Source organism: Polaromonas sp., assembly GCF_030682935.1.
Classification (GTDB): Bacteria; Pseudomonadota; Gammaproteobacteria; order Burkholderiales; family Burkholderiaceae_C; genus Polaromonas.
Window position 1 is genome coordinate 1 of the sequence record NZ_JAUXNA010000036.1, and the last position, 16540, is coordinate 16540.

Annotated in this window: 20 protein-coding genes; 10 read left to right on the forward strand and 10 right to left on the reverse strand. The window is 62.1% G+C overall.

Annotated features, from left to right (window positions below; all coding sequences use genetic code 11):
- Positions 1-240: 240 nt before the first annotated feature.
- The 3 genes from Q8K05_RS01225 to Q8K05_RS01235 all read right to left on the reverse strand — a co-directional run bounded on the left by Q8K05_RS01225 (position 241) and on the right by Q8K05_RS01235 (position 2861).
- Complete coding sequence (locus Q8K05_RS01225; protein WP_370868750.1) at positions 241-795, reverse strand: NUDIX hydrolase; 555 nt, start codon at positions 793-795, stop codon at positions 241-243.
- Positions 796-1045: 250 nt separating this feature from the next.
- Entirely contained in the window at positions 1046-2044 is a 999-nt protein-coding gene (locus Q8K05_RS01230) for a tripartite tricarboxylate transporter substrate binding protein (protein WP_305244731.1), read from the reverse strand.
- Positions 2045-2087: 43 nt separating this feature from the next.
- A complete protein-coding gene (locus Q8K05_RS01235) occupies positions 2088-2861 on the reverse strand; it encodes an Asp/Glu racemase (RefSeq protein ID WP_305244732.1) in 774 nt (257 codons plus the stop codon).
- A gap of 108 nt (positions 2862-2969) precedes the next feature.
- Here Q8K05_RS01235 and Q8K05_RS01240 point away from each other — a divergent pair, with 108 nt between their 5' ends.
- On the forward strand, positions 2970-3920 hold the full coding sequence (locus tag Q8K05_RS01240; RefSeq protein WP_305244733.1) for a LysR substrate-binding domain-containing protein: 951 nt from the start codon (positions 2970-2972) through the stop codon (positions 3918-3920).
- 229 nt (positions 3921-4149) lie between these two features.
- Here the strand turns inward: Q8K05_RS01240 and Q8K05_RS01245 are convergent, their stop codons facing one another.
- From Q8K05_RS01245 to Q8K05_RS01270, 6 genes are all read right to left on the reverse strand, one after another.
- Positions 4150-5202, reverse strand: a complete 1053-nt coding sequence (locus Q8K05_RS01245; protein ID WP_305244734.1) for a TRAP transporter substrate-binding protein — start codon at positions 5200-5202, stop codon at positions 4150-4152.
- Positions 5203-5305: 103 nt separating this feature from the next.
- Entirely contained in the window at positions 5306-6625 is a 1320-nt protein-coding gene (locus Q8K05_RS01250) for a TRAP transporter large permease (RefSeq protein ID WP_305244735.1), read from the reverse strand.
- Entirely contained in the window at positions 6622-7104 is a 483-nt protein-coding gene (locus Q8K05_RS01255; protein ID WP_305244736.1) for a TRAP transporter small permease, read from the reverse strand. The genes Q8K05_RS01250 and Q8K05_RS01255 overlap by 4 nt, the downstream gene beginning before the upstream one ends.
- 171 nt (positions 7105-7275) lie before the next feature.
- Positions 7276-7971: a fumarylacetoacetate hydrolase family protein gene (locus tag Q8K05_RS01260; RefSeq protein WP_305244737.1), complete on the reverse strand. Its 696-nt coding sequence runs from the start codon at positions 7969-7971 to the stop codon at positions 7276-7278.
- Between the two features lie 94 nt (positions 7972-8065).
- Positions 8066-9064, reverse strand: coding sequence for a tripartite tricarboxylate transporter substrate binding protein (locus Q8K05_RS01265; protein WP_305244738.1), 999 nt, complete (start codon positions 9062-9064; stop codon positions 8066-8068).
- Positions 9065-9194: 130 nt separating this feature from the next.
- A complete protein-coding gene (locus Q8K05_RS01270) occupies positions 9195-9497 on the reverse strand; it encodes an antibiotic biosynthesis monooxygenase (protein ID WP_305244739.1) in 303 nt (100 codons plus the stop codon).
- 223 nt (positions 9498-9720) lie between these two features.
- Here Q8K05_RS01270 and Q8K05_RS01275 point away from each other — a divergent pair, with 223 nt between their 5' ends.
- From Q8K05_RS01275 to pgeF, 8 genes are all read left to right on the forward strand, one after another.
- Positions 9721-10083 carry a roadblock/LC7 domain-containing protein gene (locus Q8K05_RS01275; RefSeq protein ID WP_293469261.1) on the forward strand — a complete coding sequence of 121 codons (363 nt, stop codon included), beginning with the start codon at positions 9721-9723 and terminating at the stop codon, positions 10081-10083.
- Positions 10084-10093: 10 nt separating this feature from the next.
- Positions 10094-10594, forward strand: a complete 501-nt coding sequence (locus tag Q8K05_RS01280; RefSeq protein ID WP_305244740.1) for a PAS domain-containing protein — start codon at positions 10094-10096, stop codon at positions 10592-10594.
- A complete protein-coding gene (locus Q8K05_RS01285; protein ID WP_305244741.1) occupies positions 10591-11340 on the forward strand; it encodes a phosphate/phosphite/phosphonate ABC transporter substrate-binding protein in 750 nt (249 codons plus the stop codon). Before Q8K05_RS01280 ends, Q8K05_RS01285 begins: the two co-directional genes overlap by 4 nt.
- Complete coding sequence (locus Q8K05_RS01290; protein ID WP_305244742.1) at positions 11333-11932, forward strand: hypothetical protein; 600 nt, start codon at positions 11333-11335, stop codon at positions 11930-11932. The genes Q8K05_RS01285 and Q8K05_RS01290 overlap by 8 nt, the downstream gene beginning before the upstream one ends.
- Positions 11929-12774 carry a hypothetical protein gene (locus Q8K05_RS01295; RefSeq protein ID WP_305244743.1) on the forward strand — a complete coding sequence of 282 codons (846 nt, stop codon included), beginning with the start codon at positions 11929-11931 and terminating at the stop codon, positions 12772-12774. The genes Q8K05_RS01290 and Q8K05_RS01295 overlap by 4 nt, the downstream gene beginning before the upstream one ends.
- A 62-nt stretch (positions 12775-12836) precedes the next feature.
- Entirely contained in the window at positions 12837-13454 is a 618-nt protein-coding gene (locus tag Q8K05_RS01300) for a hypothetical protein (protein WP_305244744.1), read from the forward strand.
- A 56-nt stretch (positions 13455-13510) separates the two neighbouring features.
- Complete coding sequence (maiA, locus tag Q8K05_RS01305; protein ID WP_305244745.1) at positions 13511-14149, forward strand: maleylacetoacetate isomerase; 639 nt, start codon at positions 13511-13513, stop codon at positions 14147-14149.
- Between the two features lie 13 nt (positions 14150-14162).
- Complete coding sequence (pgeF, locus tag Q8K05_RS01310) at positions 14163-14978, forward strand: peptidoglycan editing factor PgeF (protein WP_305244748.1); 816 nt, start codon at positions 14163-14165, stop codon at positions 14976-14978.
- Here the strand turns inward: pgeF and Q8K05_RS01315 are convergent.
- On the reverse strand, positions 14886-15233 hold the full coding sequence (locus Q8K05_RS01315; protein WP_305244746.1) for a hypothetical protein: 348 nt from the start codon (positions 15231-15233) through the stop codon (positions 14886-14888). The genes pgeF and Q8K05_RS01315 overlap by 93 nt on opposite strands.
- A gap of 100 nt (positions 15234-15333) precedes the next feature.
- Here Q8K05_RS01315 and Q8K05_RS01320 point away from each other — a divergent pair.
- The coding region (locus Q8K05_RS01320) for an alpha/beta hydrolase (protein WP_305244747.1) at positions 15334-16540 on the forward strand (1207 nt) is incomplete at its 3' end.

Consider the following 16540-nt stretch of genomic DNA (forward strand, 5'->3'; position numbering starts at 1 on the left):
CGGGCGGCCTGGAGGGCTTCCTCAAGCGTATCTAGCGGGGGCATCACAAAGTCGTCGGAAATACGGAAAAAGGAGGCGGATTTGAACATGAAATTCCGGGGTATTGGGTGGTGGGAGGCGATGGGGTCGACGCAATCGAGGGGTCAACCGACACTGCGGGGCCTGCTGACCGGCTTTTTAAATTCTAAGTGACGCTTGCGGTGCCAGGCGCACTTGCTTACATTGAGGTGAGGCCGGCGCTCAGACAATATCGACGGTGTGGATGCCAAAACTGCCTTTGCGGCGGTCTGAAAAGTAGCGCTCTAGCGTGTGTTTGACCGTATGGAACGCAATCTCGTCCCAGGGAATTTCCGCCTCGGTGAATAGTCTGGCTTCTATGGTTTCATGGCCGGGGCTGAATTCGGCGCTGAGCAGCTGGGCGCGGTAAAACAAATGAACCTGCCCCACACGCACCACGTTCATGATGGCAAAGAGGCCCTGCATTTCAAACTGGGCGCCGGCTTCTTCGTCGGTTTCGCGGGCGGCACCTTGCGCGGTGGTTTCGCCCATTTCCATGAAGCCGGCTGGCAAGGTCCATTTGCCCCAGCGTGGCTCGATATTGCGCTTGCACAGCAGCACTTGGGCGCCGTTTTCACCCCAAACCGGCACGGTGCCCACCACATTGAGCGGATTTTCGTAGTGCACGGTGTGGCAGGCGGGGCAGACCGCCCGCTCTTTGGTGTCGCCGTCATCAGGCAGGCGGTAAGCCACGGCGGTCCCGCAAACGCGGCAGTGTTTCAGGGGTGGGCGATGCATCAAATAAGTGTAGCGATTTTGTGCGCCGCTGCACGCCAGCGACCGGGCCGGCATTGATGCGGTAGTCGCTACTGAAGTAATAGCTCATGGCGCCCGTGGATATTGCGCTGGAGGCAAAAAAGGTTAAAAATGGCCTGTACCCGGCTTTGAGGCGGCCTGGTCTGCGGCCCGCCGGGTCATCAGGCTTTGCGTGGGCCGCCCCCATGGGGTGTTTCCCCTCGCCGTGAAGGCGAGGGTTTCAATTCAAAAATCACTCTGCCTTGATGCCAGCCGTTTTGATGGTCTTCGCCCAGAAGTCGGTTTCTTTTTTGACCAGGGCGTCCAGTGCGGCGGGCGGCAAGTAACGAAGTTCTACGCCAGCGCCGTCGGCGCGGGTCTTTGTTTCTGGCAGTTCGAGCGCCGTCTTGATTTGCTGGCTGAGTTTGGCCACTACATCGGCGGGCGTAGCCGCTGGTGCGAAGATACCCACCCAGGCTTCAAGCTCGAACCCTTTGAGGCCTGCCTCCGAGGTGGTGGGTACAGTGGGCATGCCCGGGTGGCGGGCTTTTCCGGCCACCGCAAGGCCCTTGAGTTTGCCAACCTGCACCTGCCCCATCACCGAGGGGGGTGTCGTGATGAATACTTGCACCTGACCCGAGAGCACGTCTTGCAACGCCGGGCCGGAGCCGCGGTACGGAATGTGCACCATGCTGGTCTGGGTTTGCAGCTTGAACATTTCAGTGCCGATGTGCGAGAGCGAACCGTTGCCCTGGCTGGCATAGCTGAGCTTTCCAGGGTTGGCCTTGAGGTAGCTGATGAATTCGCCGAGATTGTTGGCGGGCACCGAAGGGTGAACCGTGATCACATTGGTGGCCACCGTGATCAGCGCCACGGGTACAAAATCTTTTTGCGCCCACGGGAGCTTGGGCGTGAGGTTGGGATTGCCAACGTGGTAGGCCGAATAAGAGTTGAGCAGTGTGTAGCCATCGGGGTTGGCGCGGGCCACATGCTGATAGGCCACGTTGCCGCTGCCGCCGCCCCGGTTGTCCACCACGACCGCCTGGCTGGTCACTTTTGCCAGAGAATCGGAGAGGATGCGGGCAGATGCATCCACAAAGCCGCCCGGTGGGTTGGGCACGATCAGCGTGATCGGCTTGGTGGGATAGGCCTGGGCCAGCGCCGCGCTGGTGAGCAGCGTGGCCGCAGCGCTTGCCAGCAGCTGGCGAAGCGGTGTGGAGCGAAGGCGTGGGTTTTTGGTGCGTGTGTTCATGATGCAAGTCTCTTTCTAGTAATCAGTAATCAGTAATCGGTGATCAATATCGACCGGACAGCAAGGCGCCAGCACCGGGTACGCGCCGCTCAAGCCCGATGCTTTTGAGTAGCGCATAGGTGGTGCAGACTGCACTGGAGACAACGGGCAGCCCGCTGGCCGCCTCAATCAGGGGCACGGAAGCCAGTGAGGGCATCTGCACACAGGCCGAGGCGACGATGGCGTCTGCGCCCTTGGTGTTGAGCTGCTTGAACAGCTCGGCCGGGGCCATCGGGTCGCGGGCGCCCACGGCAAGGTTGTCGTGGATTTCGAGCGAGATGCTGTCGATCACTTCAATGCCTTCGTTTTCAATGTAATCAATCACCAGCTGGGTCAAGGGCTTCATGTAGGGCGCGATGATGGCCACGCGTTTGGCGCCGAGGGCCTGCAAGCCTTCAACCAGCGCGCCAGCGCTCGTGATGATGGGCGTCGGTGCGCCATTGGCCACGGTCACGTCGTGCAGTCGGCGCTGCGACTCACGGTGATAGCCATTGCCCATGCTCATGATGGCCACCAGGCAGGCGTAGCCCATGGTGTCCACGCGGGCGTCTGACAACTCCAGCGCGCAGCGGTCGGAGTCGCAGTCCATGGCTGCCAGCTCTTCCCTGGTGACCGATTTCATGCGCATGCGGCTTGAATGAAAGGTAAAGCGCTCGGGCAGTACCAGCTCGCGCGCCCGCAGCATGGCCGGAATTTCGGTCTCCATGGTGGTGTTGGAGCTCGGCACGATAAGGCCGACCCGGTAATTCCTGCCGGCCGGTTGTTCAGTCGCTTGCATGGTGTGTTTCCTGATGGCTGTGAGATGGCTTGATTCTTTGCTGTTTAATTCATACTGGCAAATACATAATCAAGATGAATCCATACTGAAAAAAGATAAATATACGCCATGGAACTGCGCCAGATCCGATACTTCACGGTCCTTGCTGACGAGCTGAGCTTCACCCGTGCTGCACGCCGGCTTCATGTGTCGCAGCCGCCCTTGAGTTTTCAAATCGCCAGCCTGGAAGCCGAGCTGGGCGCACGGTTGTTTGACCGTACCAGCCGCAGTGTGGCACTGAGTGCGGCGGGACACGCTTTTTTGCCCCACGCGCAGGCGGTGCTGGCGCGGCTGGACGAGGCGCGCAGCCATGTGACGCGCGTGGCCAGCGGCCTGCAGGGGCGGGTGCAGGTGGGCCTGGCCGGTTCCCACTTTCTGGGGCCGTTCCCCAAATTCATTCAGCAGTTTCGCCTGCAGCGGCCCGAGGTGGAGGTGGCGCTGAATGAGATGAAACCGTCTGACCATTTGCAGGCGCTGCGCGACGGGCGGCTGGACCTGAGCGTGTCGCGCAACCCTCTCAATGACGAGCAGATCAGTGCTGCATTGCTGTGGCGCGACCCCTTGGTGGTGGCCTTGCCGCCGGGTCACCGGCTGGCAGGCCGCAGCCAACTCAGCCTGGCCGAGCTTCATGACGAAGACTTTGTTTTCTTGCGGCTGGACTCTTCGCCCTTTGCCATGCGCCTGTTTGAGGCCTGCGTGCAGGCGGGCTTTGCGCCGCGCATTGTTCAGCAGGTGGTGGAAATTCCCGCTGCGCTGAATCTGGTGGCTGCTGGCCTGGGCGTGGCCCTGGTGCCGGCATCGATGGCCATGCTGCGGGCCGATGCCGTGGTCACCTGCAAACTTTTCAACCCCGCCAAAGCCGGCATTGCCCGAAAGCGTGTTCTCAAGGCGCCCGGCGGTGACCTCAATGGCGATGTCTATGTGTTGTGGCGCACTGACGATGCCGTGCCAGCAGTGGCGCAATTCAGAAAGTTGCTGGCGGACTGGGCCGCTAACCTGCCGCCTTGGACGGGGTGCTGACACTGCTGTTTCCTGAAACCGCATGGTGTCTACTATGTCCCTGTACACCCGTTTCCCATGTCTCCGGTCCATACACGCCCTACAAAAAACAGTGGCGGATTGGGCACGCTCGCCCTAATGCAGGGCTTTGAGCCTCGGCCACACCACCAACAGACCACTAAAAAACCGGACGTGGGGCCGGTTTTTCAGGAATCGCCTGCAACACCTGGCTGTGCGGCCGGTCACCAGCTCAACTCTTGCTGGTTTTGGTGTGTTTCTCGATCAGGCTGCGCGCCGTGTCCAGCAGTTTTTTGCCGTCGAAGCCCTTTTTGTTCATGTCTTGTACCCACTCCACTTCCACGGTGCGCGACTTGCGGCGAAATTCCTGCGCCTCGGCGGGGCTGACCGTGTAAATGCTGTTGCCGCGGTCGCTGGCGCTCTTGCGGCCGGGAACGTCATTGCCCTGCTGGACCTTGCCCAGCATGGCGGAAGTGGCCATGCCGGAGTTGTTGTCGATGACTTTTTTCAGGTCAGGCGCCAGCGCGTTGTATTTGGCCTTGTTCATGGCCATCACGAAAGTGGTGGTGTATAGGCTGCCACCGGCGGGGTCGAATTCGGCATGATATTTGGTCAGTTCATTGACCTTGACCGAGGGCACGACTTCCCACGGAATGACGCAGCCTTTGATCGTGCCTTTGCTCAGCGCGTCAGGAATTTGCGGCAGCGGCATGCCAACCGGGGTGGCGCCCAACATGGCCAGCAGTTTTGTGACCTGGCGCGTGGGCGCGCGCAGCTTGAGGCCGCGCATGTCTTCAATCGATTTGACCGGCTTGTCCACAGTATGGATGACGCCGGGACCATGCACATGCAGCGCCAGCACTTGGGTGTCCTTGAACTCGTCCTGGGCCACGGTTTGTACGTATTCCCAGTAGGCTTTCGAGGTGGCTTCGGCGTTGCTCATCATGAACGGAAGCTCGAACACCTCGATGCGCGGAAAGCGCCCCGCCGTGTTGCCGGGCAGGGTCCAGATCACGTCAACCACCCCATCCTTGGCCTGGTCATACAGCTGCACCGGCGTGCCGCCGAGCTGCATCGCCGGGTAGGCCTCAAACTTGATGCGGCCACCGGACTCTTTTTCAACTTTTTCCATCCAGGGCTTGTGCATGCCCAGCCAGACTTGCGACTGGGGCGACATGAAGGTATGAAACTTCAGGGTCACGGCCTGCTGGGCCAGCCCCGATAGCGCCGGTGCGCCAAGCGCCACGGCTGCGCTGGATTTGAGAAGGGTGCGTCGCTGAATCATGGTGTGTCTCCTGTAAACGAGGGTGCTAACTTAAATGAATCGGTTTGGTGTGTGAAGCCGGGGCATGCCCTTGCAACAGCTGAGCTGGCTGCCCGGCGGGCGCTTAACTGACATACTTCACCAGCCAAAGTGAAATGCCGGGGAAGAGCAACAAAACAAGGGTGCGCAGGGTGTCGCTGATTAAAAAAGGCATCACCCCTTTGTAACTTTCGCTGATCGGCACGTCCTTGGCCAGGCTGTTCACGACGTACACATTGAGTCCCACCGGCGGCGCCAGCAGACCAAAGCCCACGGTCATCAGTACCATGATGCCGAACCAGATCGCGACGGACTCTTGCGGCATGCCAAAGTCTAGGCCCATGACCATCGGGAAAAAGATCGGAATGGTCAGCAGCAGCACCGACAGCTCGTCCATCACGGCACCCATCACCACATAAAACAGCAAAATGGCCGTCACTACCATCAGGGGCGACAGGCCCCAACTGCCGACCGCCGCCGCGAGCTGGTTGGGGACCTGTGTCAGCGCCAGCGCCGAGTTCATGAGGTCGGCACCGATGAAGATCAGGAAAATCATGGCCGAGCTGGCCGCAGTGGCGTAAAAGCACAGCTTGAACTTGGCCCAGCTCATTTCCCGCTTGAGCAGCGCGGCCACAAAGGTGGCGGCGGCCCCCACGGCGGCGCCCTCGGTGGGGGTGAACCAGCCGCCATAAATGCCGCCAAAGACGATCAGAAAGATCAGGCCTATGGGCAGCACCGCCGAGAACGAGCGCAGTGTGAGCGTGGGCCGGTTGTCATCGACGTCGGGGGCTTGCCCGGGCACCAGCCGGACGTAGATCGCAATCGCCGCCATGTAGCCCAGCATGGCGATCAGGCCGGGCACCATCGCCGCTGCAAACAGCTTGGCAATGTTCTGCTCGGTCAGGATGGCGTAAATCACCAGCGGAACCGAAGGTGGAATCAAAATCCCCAGGGTGCCGCCCGCCGCCAGTGTGCCCGTGGCCAGCCGCCCCGAATAGCCGTGGCGCTTCATCTCTGGCAAGGCCACACCGGTAATCGTGGCGGCGGTGGCCACCGAAGACCCGCAAATGGCGCCAAAGGCTGCACAGGCCAGAATCGAGGCCATGGCCAGTCCGCCTTTAAAGCGGCCCATCACGCCGGCCGCAAAGCCAAAGAGGGCTTTGCTGATGCCGCCCTGCGTCGCGAAATGGCCCATCAGGATAAATAGGGGAATGACGGACAGGTCATAGCTGGCAAAGCGTGCAAAAGCCTGGGTGTTGAGGAAGCTTGAAAACGGCCCCCATCCGCTTTGCATCACGTAGCCGATGGAGCCCGCCGCAAACATCGCCACCGCGATGGGCACACGGATGGCCATGAAAACCAGCATGATCCCAAAAATAAGCAGCGCCAGCGTGACGGCGCTCATGCGTGGGCCTCCAGGCTGTCATCAAAACCCAGCAGCGACTGCCACAGACCGATCACGCAGGTCAGCACAAAGGGCGGAACCATGGCCGCAAATACCACCCACTCGGGAAAGCCCAGAATTTGGGTTTCTGAATGGGTGGTGTAGGAATTCAGGCCACCCAGTGTCGTTCGCCAGGTCAGCAGGGCAAACATCAGGGCCAGCAGCAAGGCCCCGAAACGGTCCAGACCGTCCGTGGAGGCTTGGCTCAGCCTGGCGGTGAAAAAATCAACAATGATGTTGCCGCGCATGATTTGGCAATAGGGCATGAAGAGCGCGATGGCGGCCCCGGCCACCACACCCGTCAGCTCGAAATCACCAACCAGCGATGCGCCCAGCAGGTTGCGGCCCAGCAGGCTGGCGCAGGTCAAAAGGGTGATGGCCGTGAGCAATACACCGGCCATAATGGCGCAGAATTTTGCAAGCGACTGAAGGATTTTCAAGGGTGGTCTCCGGGGGGCAACGGCAGGGGACCCCGCGCAAATAGCCAGGATCAGAGGGCTTTTATTATCAGAAACGCCGGTATTTCAGGTCAGGTGGCTTACCCGAAGGCGGCCGGGTATTTGCGCGATGATCGAAACACCAGTGCGTCCATCGCGCAAATGACCGCTGTTTTATCCGACCTTGATGCTCAGCGTGCCCAGGCCCGCCACGCCGCCCACCAGGGTGTCGCCCGCCACCACGGCCGCCACGCCTTCGGGCGTGCCGGTGTAAATCAGGTCGCCGGGTTGCAGTTCCCAGGCGGCGGACAGGTGTTCAATGGTTTCACCGATGTTCCAGATCAGTTTGGACACCTGGCTGCGCTGGCGGTCTTGCCCGTCCACCTGCAGGTAGATTTCGGCGTTGTCAATGTCGCCTGCCTGCGCTGCGGGCGTGATCGGGCCAATCGGCGCGGAGTGGTCGAATGCCTTGCCGATGCACCAGGGGCGACCCTGCTTTTTCATTTCGCCCTGCAGGTCGCGGCGCGTCATGTCCAGGCCCACGGCGTAGCCGAAGATGTGCGTGTGGGCGTCAGCGGCCTTGATGTTTTTGCCACCCGTGCCAATGGCCACCACCAGTTCTATTTCGTGGTGCAGGTTGTGGGTCAGGCTGGGGTAGGGCATGCTGCCGGTGCTGCCTGCCTCGACCGCGACGATGGCATCGGCCGGCTTCATGAAGAAAAAAGGCGGTTCGCGGCCGGTAAAACCCATCTCTTTGGCGTGCTCCTCGTAGTTGCGGCCCACACAGTAAATGCGGCGTACCGGAAAGCGTTCCTGTGTGCCTACAACAGGCACGGAAACCGTAGCGGGGGGGGCGAATACAAAACTCATGGAAATCTTCCTTCTTTGTAGTTGCCCAGCGCTTGGTGCACCGGGCGGTCTGAAAAACTGAACAGCATGCGGCGTGCCGTGGCCGGACGCTGGCCTATTCGATCTTGATGCCGCGCGTCTGGATGATATTGCCCAGAATCGCCGCTTCGTCTTTTAGGCGTATTTTCAGGCCGTCGGGCGAGGTGCCCACCGCCTGCCAGCCCTGGTTAAACAGCTTTTGCCGCGTCTCGGCCTCGCGCATGATGCGCGGCACTTCCTGGCTCAGGCGGGCCTGCGCCGCTTTGGACAAACTGGCCGGGCCAATCAGGGCGGTCCACACTTCCAGGTTGACGTTGGGCACACCGGCCTCGGCCAGTGGCGGCACGTCCGGCACCAGCGACGAGCGCCCACCGACCAGGCCAATCGCCCTGAGTTTGCCGGAGCGTACGTGCGGCATGGCCACACCCGGTGGGATCAGCGCCATCTGGATCTGGCCGCCCAGCATGGCGGTGACGATCTGCGGATTGCCCGGATAGGGAATATGCACCGGCGTGAGGCCCGGCATGCGGCTTTTGAGCAGCTCCATCCCGAGATGGCCGACCGAGCCCTTGCCGACCGAGCCATAGTTCCATTGGCCGGCCCCCTGGCGGGCGGCTGTAAAAAATGCGGCGCCTGCCGGCTGATCGGCTGGCGTGACCAGCAGCAGCGGTGCCGTGGTCAGCAGCGAGATCGGGGTGAAGTCCCTGGCCGGGTCATAGGGCAGCTGGGGGTAGAGCTGCTTGGCCGAGGTCAGGTTGCCGTTGATGACGACGCCCAGCGTGTGGTCGTCGGTCGCCTTGGCAATCTGGTCGGCGGCAATGTTGCCGGAAGCGCCAGGCCTGTTTTCAACGATGACGGGCTGGCCCAGCGCTTTGGACAGGGGTTCGGCCAGCGTGCGTGCGGCCATGTCCGGCGTGGAGCCGCCAGGAAAACCGACCAGCAGGCGTACGGGTTTGCTGGGCCAGGCTGTGGCAGTATCCGTATTTTTTAAGATATTTTGAGCTGTAGCCCATGCAGGAAGGGCGCAAGCAGCTATTAAAAGTGTAGCGCGTGAGAGGGCGAAAAGCGGTTTCACAAGGTTTCCCAAAAGTTTTTCTTACATGATTGGAATAGTTTTGAAGGTCTGATTCCTTCGGCCGTGCACAAGGCGGCAGGCCATCAAGCGGGCTGGCCAGACCCGGCTTTATGGCGCTACAAGACCGCCGTCAGTCCGATTTGGCCAGCAGCTCGAAATGCTCGACGCTGGGCGGGCCTGCAAAAAACGGCCCGACAATCGCGCGCCAGTCGGCAAAGGCCGGTGACTCCCGGAAATCGATGGTGTGGTTTTCCAGCGTCTCCCAGAAGATTTGCAGGATGTAGCGCTCGGGGTTTTCAATCCCTTTGTTGACCTTGTAGCCCTGAAAACCCTTGGCACTGGCAATCACGGTGTTGATGCCGCGCTGGATGGCTTCATCAAAAGCGGCTTGCTGGCCCGCATGGATGCGTATATCGGCGAGTTCGAGAATCATGGAAATTCCTGTGTTCAATTGGGAAGGGGGAGTGCTGACTCTAGCCTCAAACCGTCGAGTGTGGACAGCCGCCTGATCTGGCAGGCCATATCAACGACCTGAACAGGGTTGCAATGCGACCGTTTCTTTTGTTTTAGGTAGTTTTGACATGTGTCAAAAGTAACAAGGCGTCAAGCCTGTTTAATCAACGCTTGAAAATTCAGTTCGACGTACGGAGTAGAAGATGCGCACAGATATGTTCCAGCAGGCGCTGGAGGACCTGAACGGTTCAACGGCCGATATCGAGGCTTCAGCCCTGATTTCCACCGACGGCCTGATGATTGCCTCGGCCTTGCCGCACGGCATGGACGAGGACCGCATAGGCGCCATGTCTGCTGCCTTGCTGTCGCTGGGTGAACGCACCGCGCGCGAGTTGACGCGCGGCACGCTGGAGCGCGTATTGATTCAGGGCGAGCGCGGTTACGTGATCATGAGTTCGGCCGGGCCCGAGGCTGTGCTGACGGTGCTGGCCAAGTCCAACGCCAAGCTGGGCCTGATCTTTCTGGACATCAAGCGGGCGGCCGAGACGCTGACCAAGCTGATCTGAAAGCGTCGTCATGAAACTTTCCGACATGACCCGCCCGACCGCAGACGCCGTCGAGTCCAGGCTGACCTATGCCGACGGCTCTTCGCGCACGGTCTTCGCCACTGAAGTAGAAGTGCCATTCCCGGAAGGGCGCCTGATCGTCTCCCGCACCGACATTGACGGCATCATCACCCACGCCAACGACGCTTTCGTTGAACTGAGCGGCTGGGTGCGCGACGAGCTGATCGGCATGCCGCACCACATCCTGCGCCACCCCGACATGCCCAAAGCCGCCTTCAAGGGGCTGTGGGACACGGTCGCCGAAGGCAAAAAATGGCACGGTTACGTCAAGAACCTGCGCAAGGACGGCGCGTACTACTGGGTCTATGCAACGGCGGTTCCCAACATCCGTCATGGGCAGATTGCGGGCTATACCTCGGTACGCCGCAAGCCTTCCCGCACCCGTATCGACGAGCTGATCCCGGTGTACCGCCAATGGCTGGAACAGGAAAAAGAAAAAGCCGCATCATGACCCTCAATTTTTTGATTGCGCCCGATTTTTCGCCGGAACGCTTCGCGGGCTGGCACATGCTCAACACGCTGCTGCAGCGCCGTTCCGGCATTCATCTGCACCTGCTCACCCCGGCCAGTCCGGCCGAGCAGGCCGCCTTGCTGGCCGACGGCAAAGCCGATCTGGTGTACGCCAATCCTTTTGACGCCGCCGACATGATCCGCAGCCAGGGCTTTGTACCGTTCGCGCGGCCCGCCGGGTGTTTTGACGAGATGGTGATTGCCTGCAGAGCCGAGTCCGGCCTGCAAAAGCTGGAGGACATCAAGCCCGGCAGCCGCATCGCGCTGACGGACAACAAGGACGTCAAGCTCATTGGCTTGCGCCTGCTGGAGCCGGCCGACCTGAACGAGTCGCTGATCGAGTGGGTGCCCGTGGACAGTTTTCAGGCCGCCGCCCGCCTGGCCATCAAGGGCGAGGTGCAGGCCGCGTTCTTTCTGGCCGAGTCCTATGCGTCGCTGACGCGCATGACGCGCAGCCAGCTGCGCGTGCTGGTCGAAAGCCGTATCAGCGACATCTCGCACGTGGTGCTGGCGCATCCGCGCATGGTCAGCGAGTTGCCCCGCATCAGCGAGGCGCTGCTGGGTATGGCGCGCGATCGGGGTGACGCCGACGTGCTGGACGCGCTGGGCCTGCCCAAGGGCTTTGAGCCCATGACCCGGGAAGAGGCCGAGTTCATGATCGACCTCATGGACACGCTGCTTGACTAAGGACGCGTACCCCGAGGCGGCTCTCCGACTGCTGGCTGCCAGGCAGGCGGTGCGCCGGCATGCCCGCCACCTGCTGCGCAAGCCCGACGACATCGGCGCGCACATGGCGCGCCTGCAGGCCTCGCTTGCGCTGGCGGGTGCCGAGCCGGTGCAGGGCGCGCTGGCTGACCTGTTCAGCTGCTTTGGCGCGCGCGACGAGCCACTCAAGCGCACGGCCCTGCAGCTGGTGCGTGAACGCCTGTCGGCGCATGCAACCCGCTGGTTTGAGGCGCAAACCGCACAGACGGCGTTGCCTGCCATCCATCCTCTGGCGACACGCTGGAGCGTGCTCGCCCATCCCTCGGCTGACATTTCCACCCGCGCCCGGCGCTGCAGCGTGGACGATTCCCGCCTGCTGGCCGGGCAGGCCGTGCTGGCCTTTGCCGCCGCTGACCAGCCCGCCCAGCGCGAATTTTTGCACCATTGTGTGACTTGCCACGACAACCTGGCCTTCATGCTGGCGCGCCGCGCCCTGCTCAAGTCCGGCGCTTCGCTGCCCGACGACTGGGCGGCTGTCAGCCTGCAACTGGAGCAAACCCGGGCGTGCACATGAACGTGGCATTGGCGGGCCTGATGGTACGCGAAGCGGTGGCGCTGGATATGCTGGTGGGCAAGTCGCTGCCGGGCTGGCAGTGCAATGCGGTGCCGGCGGGGCGGGGCGTGTCGCTGCCGCCAGCGGACCTGTATGTGGTTGATCTCGCGGGCTGGGGACTGGCGCGCTGGACTGAAGCAGCACAGGGCGATCTCTTTGAGTCGCTCAAGGGTGCGCCAGCGGTGCTGGTGGCGCCCGCGTTTGACCAGACCTGGTCGGCACTGGATGCGCGCCGCCTTGAAAGCCAGTCGCTGGTGCTGCTGCACAAGCCGTATGGCATCGAAGACATGCGGGCGGCGCTAAAGCTGGCCGCGGCAGGGCGGGCAAGCCGTGCGGCGCCAGTGGCGTTGCCGGCCCTGCCACCCGAGCCTGCCACGGTGCGCGCACCCGCTGCATCGGTCGCCCCCGTGATCCCTGCCAGCGTGTCATCCCCTTTCCCTGCCGCGTCTCTGGTTGAAAGCGGCGAGATGACCGCCAGCGAGTTTCAGGCCCGCCTTGACGCGTTCCCTGAATCTGAGCCGCAGCTGTTTTTGCGCAAGCTTGCCGAGGCGCTGGCCCTGCGGCAGCCGTTCGAGGTCCGGGTGACCTTTCTGAACCGGTTGATCTTCGAGCCCGGTGAACGATGGGTGGCGAGCAACACACCCGTCCCGGTGCTGCAAGGCCTGTGTCAGGGCGACGCACTCGCATCAGCCACGGCGCGATCCGATCGACGACAAGGACGCCATGGCGCGTGCGCTGCGTCTGGACATACCGATCCAGCCACTGGAATCCTTTTTGTGGTCACTGATGCAAGGCCGGTTTGAGCGCGCGCCCTGATCCTGAAGCAGCCATAAAAAACGCTTGAATACTTTTGCCAGGCTACGCCATGACCTCCATTGCATCCGAATATTTCATGTTGACGCCGGCTGGCGCGCTGCACGCGTTTGCCCGCAAAACACCGGACGCGTCCGAATCTGCCCTGCAAGTCTTGCTGACGGGCGAGCGGGCGCTGGACCTGAGCGCCTGGTTCGCCGCCGATCCGCTGGCGCCTGCAGCCTTGGCGACCGCCCTCGAGAACGGCTGGGTGCAGCCGCTGAGCCGCCCGCTGCAGGGGCCGGATGCGCGTCTGGATGACTTCTTGCCGCATGTGATCGCCTCGCTGTCGGGCGAGCGCCGTGCGGTGCTGGCCTCCGAAGGCGGTTTTTGCCTGGGCCGGGCCGGCGTGGATCAGGACGAGGCCGAGACCCTGTGCGCCGCCGCCGCCGATTACTCTGATTTCGCGGCGCGGCAGGCGCGGCGTGGCTGGGACGGCGGCTCGCGCTATGTCGCTTTTCACCGTGATCCCGAGTTTTTGCTGCCAAGCCATTGCTTCCTGCCGCTCTGGGTGGACGGGGCAGGCTACTGGCTGGTGCTGATGGGCGAGCCCCTGCTGAACAACCCGGCGCTGGTCGAGTTGCTCTGGGGCCTCAAGCAGGCGGGCACCCGCTTTGGCGCGCTGGGCTAGGGCGGCGCCCGGCCCTGACGCCGGTCGCGCAGGCGATTCGGTTTATGCTTTGCGCCATGAAACTCCACAACTATTTCCGTTCTTCAGCCTCCTTTCGCGTGCGGATTGCGCTTGAACTCAAGGGGCTGGCTTACGAGTACGTCGCCGTTCACCTGGCCAAGGGGGAGCACAAGCAGGATGCCTATGCCGCCCTGTCGGCCGACACCCTGGTGCCGCTGCTGGAAGTCGACGGTGAAAAGCTGTCGCAGTCGATGGCCATCATTGAATACCTGGACGAAAAGTACCCCGCCCCGGCGCTGCTGCCGGCCGACGCCCTGGGCCGCGCCAAAGTGCGTGCGCTGGCGCAGTCGATTGCCTGCGAGATTCACCCGCTCAACAACCTGCGCGTGCTCAAGTACCTGCTCAGGGAGCTCAAGGTGGGCGAAGAGGCCAAAAACGCCTGGTACCGCCACTGGTGCCGCGAGGGGCTGCAGGCCTTCGAGCGCCAGCTCAAGCGGTTGCCGGCCGCCACTTACTGCTACGGCCATGCCCCCACGCTGGCCGACTGCTGCCTGGTGCCGCAAATCTACAACGCCCAGCGCTTTGATGTGAATCTGGACGGGCTGCCGCGCACCATGGCGGCTTTTGAGGCCTGCATGGCGCTGCCCGCTTTCCAGAAGGCGCATCCGTCTGCCTGCCCCGACCACGAGGCTTGAGGCGGTGGGTGCTTTGCACGCCGATTGGCTGATTCCCGACTGGCCAGCGCCTGCGGGCGTTCGGGCCGTGTTCACCACCCGCAGGGGCGGCGTGTCGGCCGCGCCTTTTGACAGCATGAACCTGGGCGACCATGTCGGTGACTTGCCCGGGCAGGTGGCTGAAAACCGTGCCTTGCTGCAGCGGGCCACCGGCGCCCGCACCGTATTTCTTAACCAGGTTCATGGCTGCCAGGTGCTGGAGCTTGACGCCGCCACCCTCGACGGGCATCCAGCCGACGCCTGCGTCACAGTGCAGCGGCAGGTGGCGTGCACCATCATGGTTGCCGACTGCCTGCCGGTACTGCTGACCACCGAGGGCGGCGATGTGGTGGCAGCTGCGCACGCAGGCTGGCGCGGCCTGGCAGGCAGCGGCGACCCAGGGGGGCAGGGCGTTCTGGAGTCGGTTTATGCATCTTTTAGGGCTCTAGCCAAGGTGAGACGGGCACAGACAGCTATTAAAACAATAGCGTGGCTGGGGCCTTGCATCGGGCCCACGGCGTTTGAGGTCGGCCCTGAAGTCAAGGCCGCGTTTGAAGCAGCGCTGCCCGGAGCCGGCCGACTGTTCGCTGAAAGCGGTGAAAGCGGAAAATACTTCGCCGATCTGCCCGGACTGGCCAGGCTTCGCCTGCAGGCCCTCGGCATCACACAGATTTATGGCAACGACGGCAGTGCGCCCTGGTGCACCGTTAGCAACCCTTCAAGGTTCTTTTCCCACCGACGCGACGCTGGCGTCCAGGGCAACGGTTTCGGCACCACCGGGCGCATGGCGGCCTGCATCTGGCGGGTCTGACGGGCTCATTGCGCCTGCCTCCGGTGCGACGCCGGACTTGGCCGCCGCGTGTCTGGCACGCTCCTCGGCTTCACGTTTTTTGATGGCCTTGCCGCGTGCCGGTGCCCCCATCAGGTAAACCACCAATAGCACGGGCCCCACACCATAGAGTACAAAGGTGACGAGGGCGCCCAGCACCGTTCCGTTGCTGTTGGTGGCTTCGGCAACACTCATCATGAGCACCACATACATCCAGGCGATCACGACCAAATACATAAAACTCTCGTTTTTGTCAGGAATTTCAAGGTAAATCCTACGATACTTAAAGTGGACGTCAAAGGTTCACCCGGACCGGCTGCGATTCCAGGAGACGAGCATGAATTCTGACGCAAACTTGGCCGACGCGGCTCAACAAATGCAAGAGACCTTCAGTGCAGGCTTGCAGCAGGCCATGGGTGCGCTGGCGGCAGTGGGCAAGTTCGCCGGCTTTGCGCCCATCGATACGTCCCAACTTTCCCCGCTCCATCAGTCCCCCCTCCGTTTTGACGCCGCCAAGCTGCAGGCGCTGCAACAGCGGTACATTGCGGACGCCTCGGCGCTGTGGAACCAGGGCCTGCAGGCCAGTGCCGACACGACGATCAGCGCCGACCGCCGGTTTTCGGCTGACGCCTGGAAGGCCAATCCGGTTTCAAAGTTTTCGGCCTCCACTCACCTGCTGAACACCCGCACCATGATGGACCTGGCCGAGGCCGTGGAAGGCGACGCCAAAACCCGGGCGCGTGTGCGCTTTGCGGTTGAGCAGTGCATGGCGGCTTCCGCGCCCAGCAATTTTCTGGCCCTGAACGCCGATGCGCAACAAAAAGCGCTGGAGAGCAAGGGTGAAAGCATTGCCAAGGGGATGCAGAACCTGCTGCACGACATGAAGCAGGGCCACGTGTCGATGACCGATGAGAGCCTCTTTGAGGTCGGCAAAAACGTCGCCACGACCGAAGGCGCGGTGGTGTTTGAAAACGAGTTCTTCCAGTTGCTGGAATACAGGCCGCTGACGGGCAAGGTGTTTGAAAAGCCTTTCCTGCTGGTGCCGCCCTGCATCAACAAGTTCTACATTCTGGATCTGCAGCCCGAAAACTCCCTGATTCGCTACGCGGTGGCCCAGGGCCATCGCACCTTTGTGGTGAGCTGGCGCAACCCTGACGAGTCCATGGCCGGCAAGACCTGGGACGACTACATCGAGAACGCCCCCATCAAGGCCATTGAGGTCGTGCAGGAAATCACTGGCGCCGACACCATCAATGCCTTGGGTTTTTGCGTGGGCGGCACGATTTTGGGCACGGCGCTGTCGGTGCTGGCGGCACGCGGCCAAAAGCCGGTGGCCAGTGCCACGCTGCTAACTTCGCTGCTGGACTTCACCGACACCGGAATCCTGGACATCTTTATTGATGAAGACTCCGTCAAGTACCGTGAGGCCGAGATGGGCAAGGGCGGTTTGCTCAAGGGCGGTGACCTGGCCTCGACCTTCAGCTTTTTGCGCCCCAACGACCTGGTCTGGAATTACGTGGTGGGCAACTACCTCAAGGGCGAAA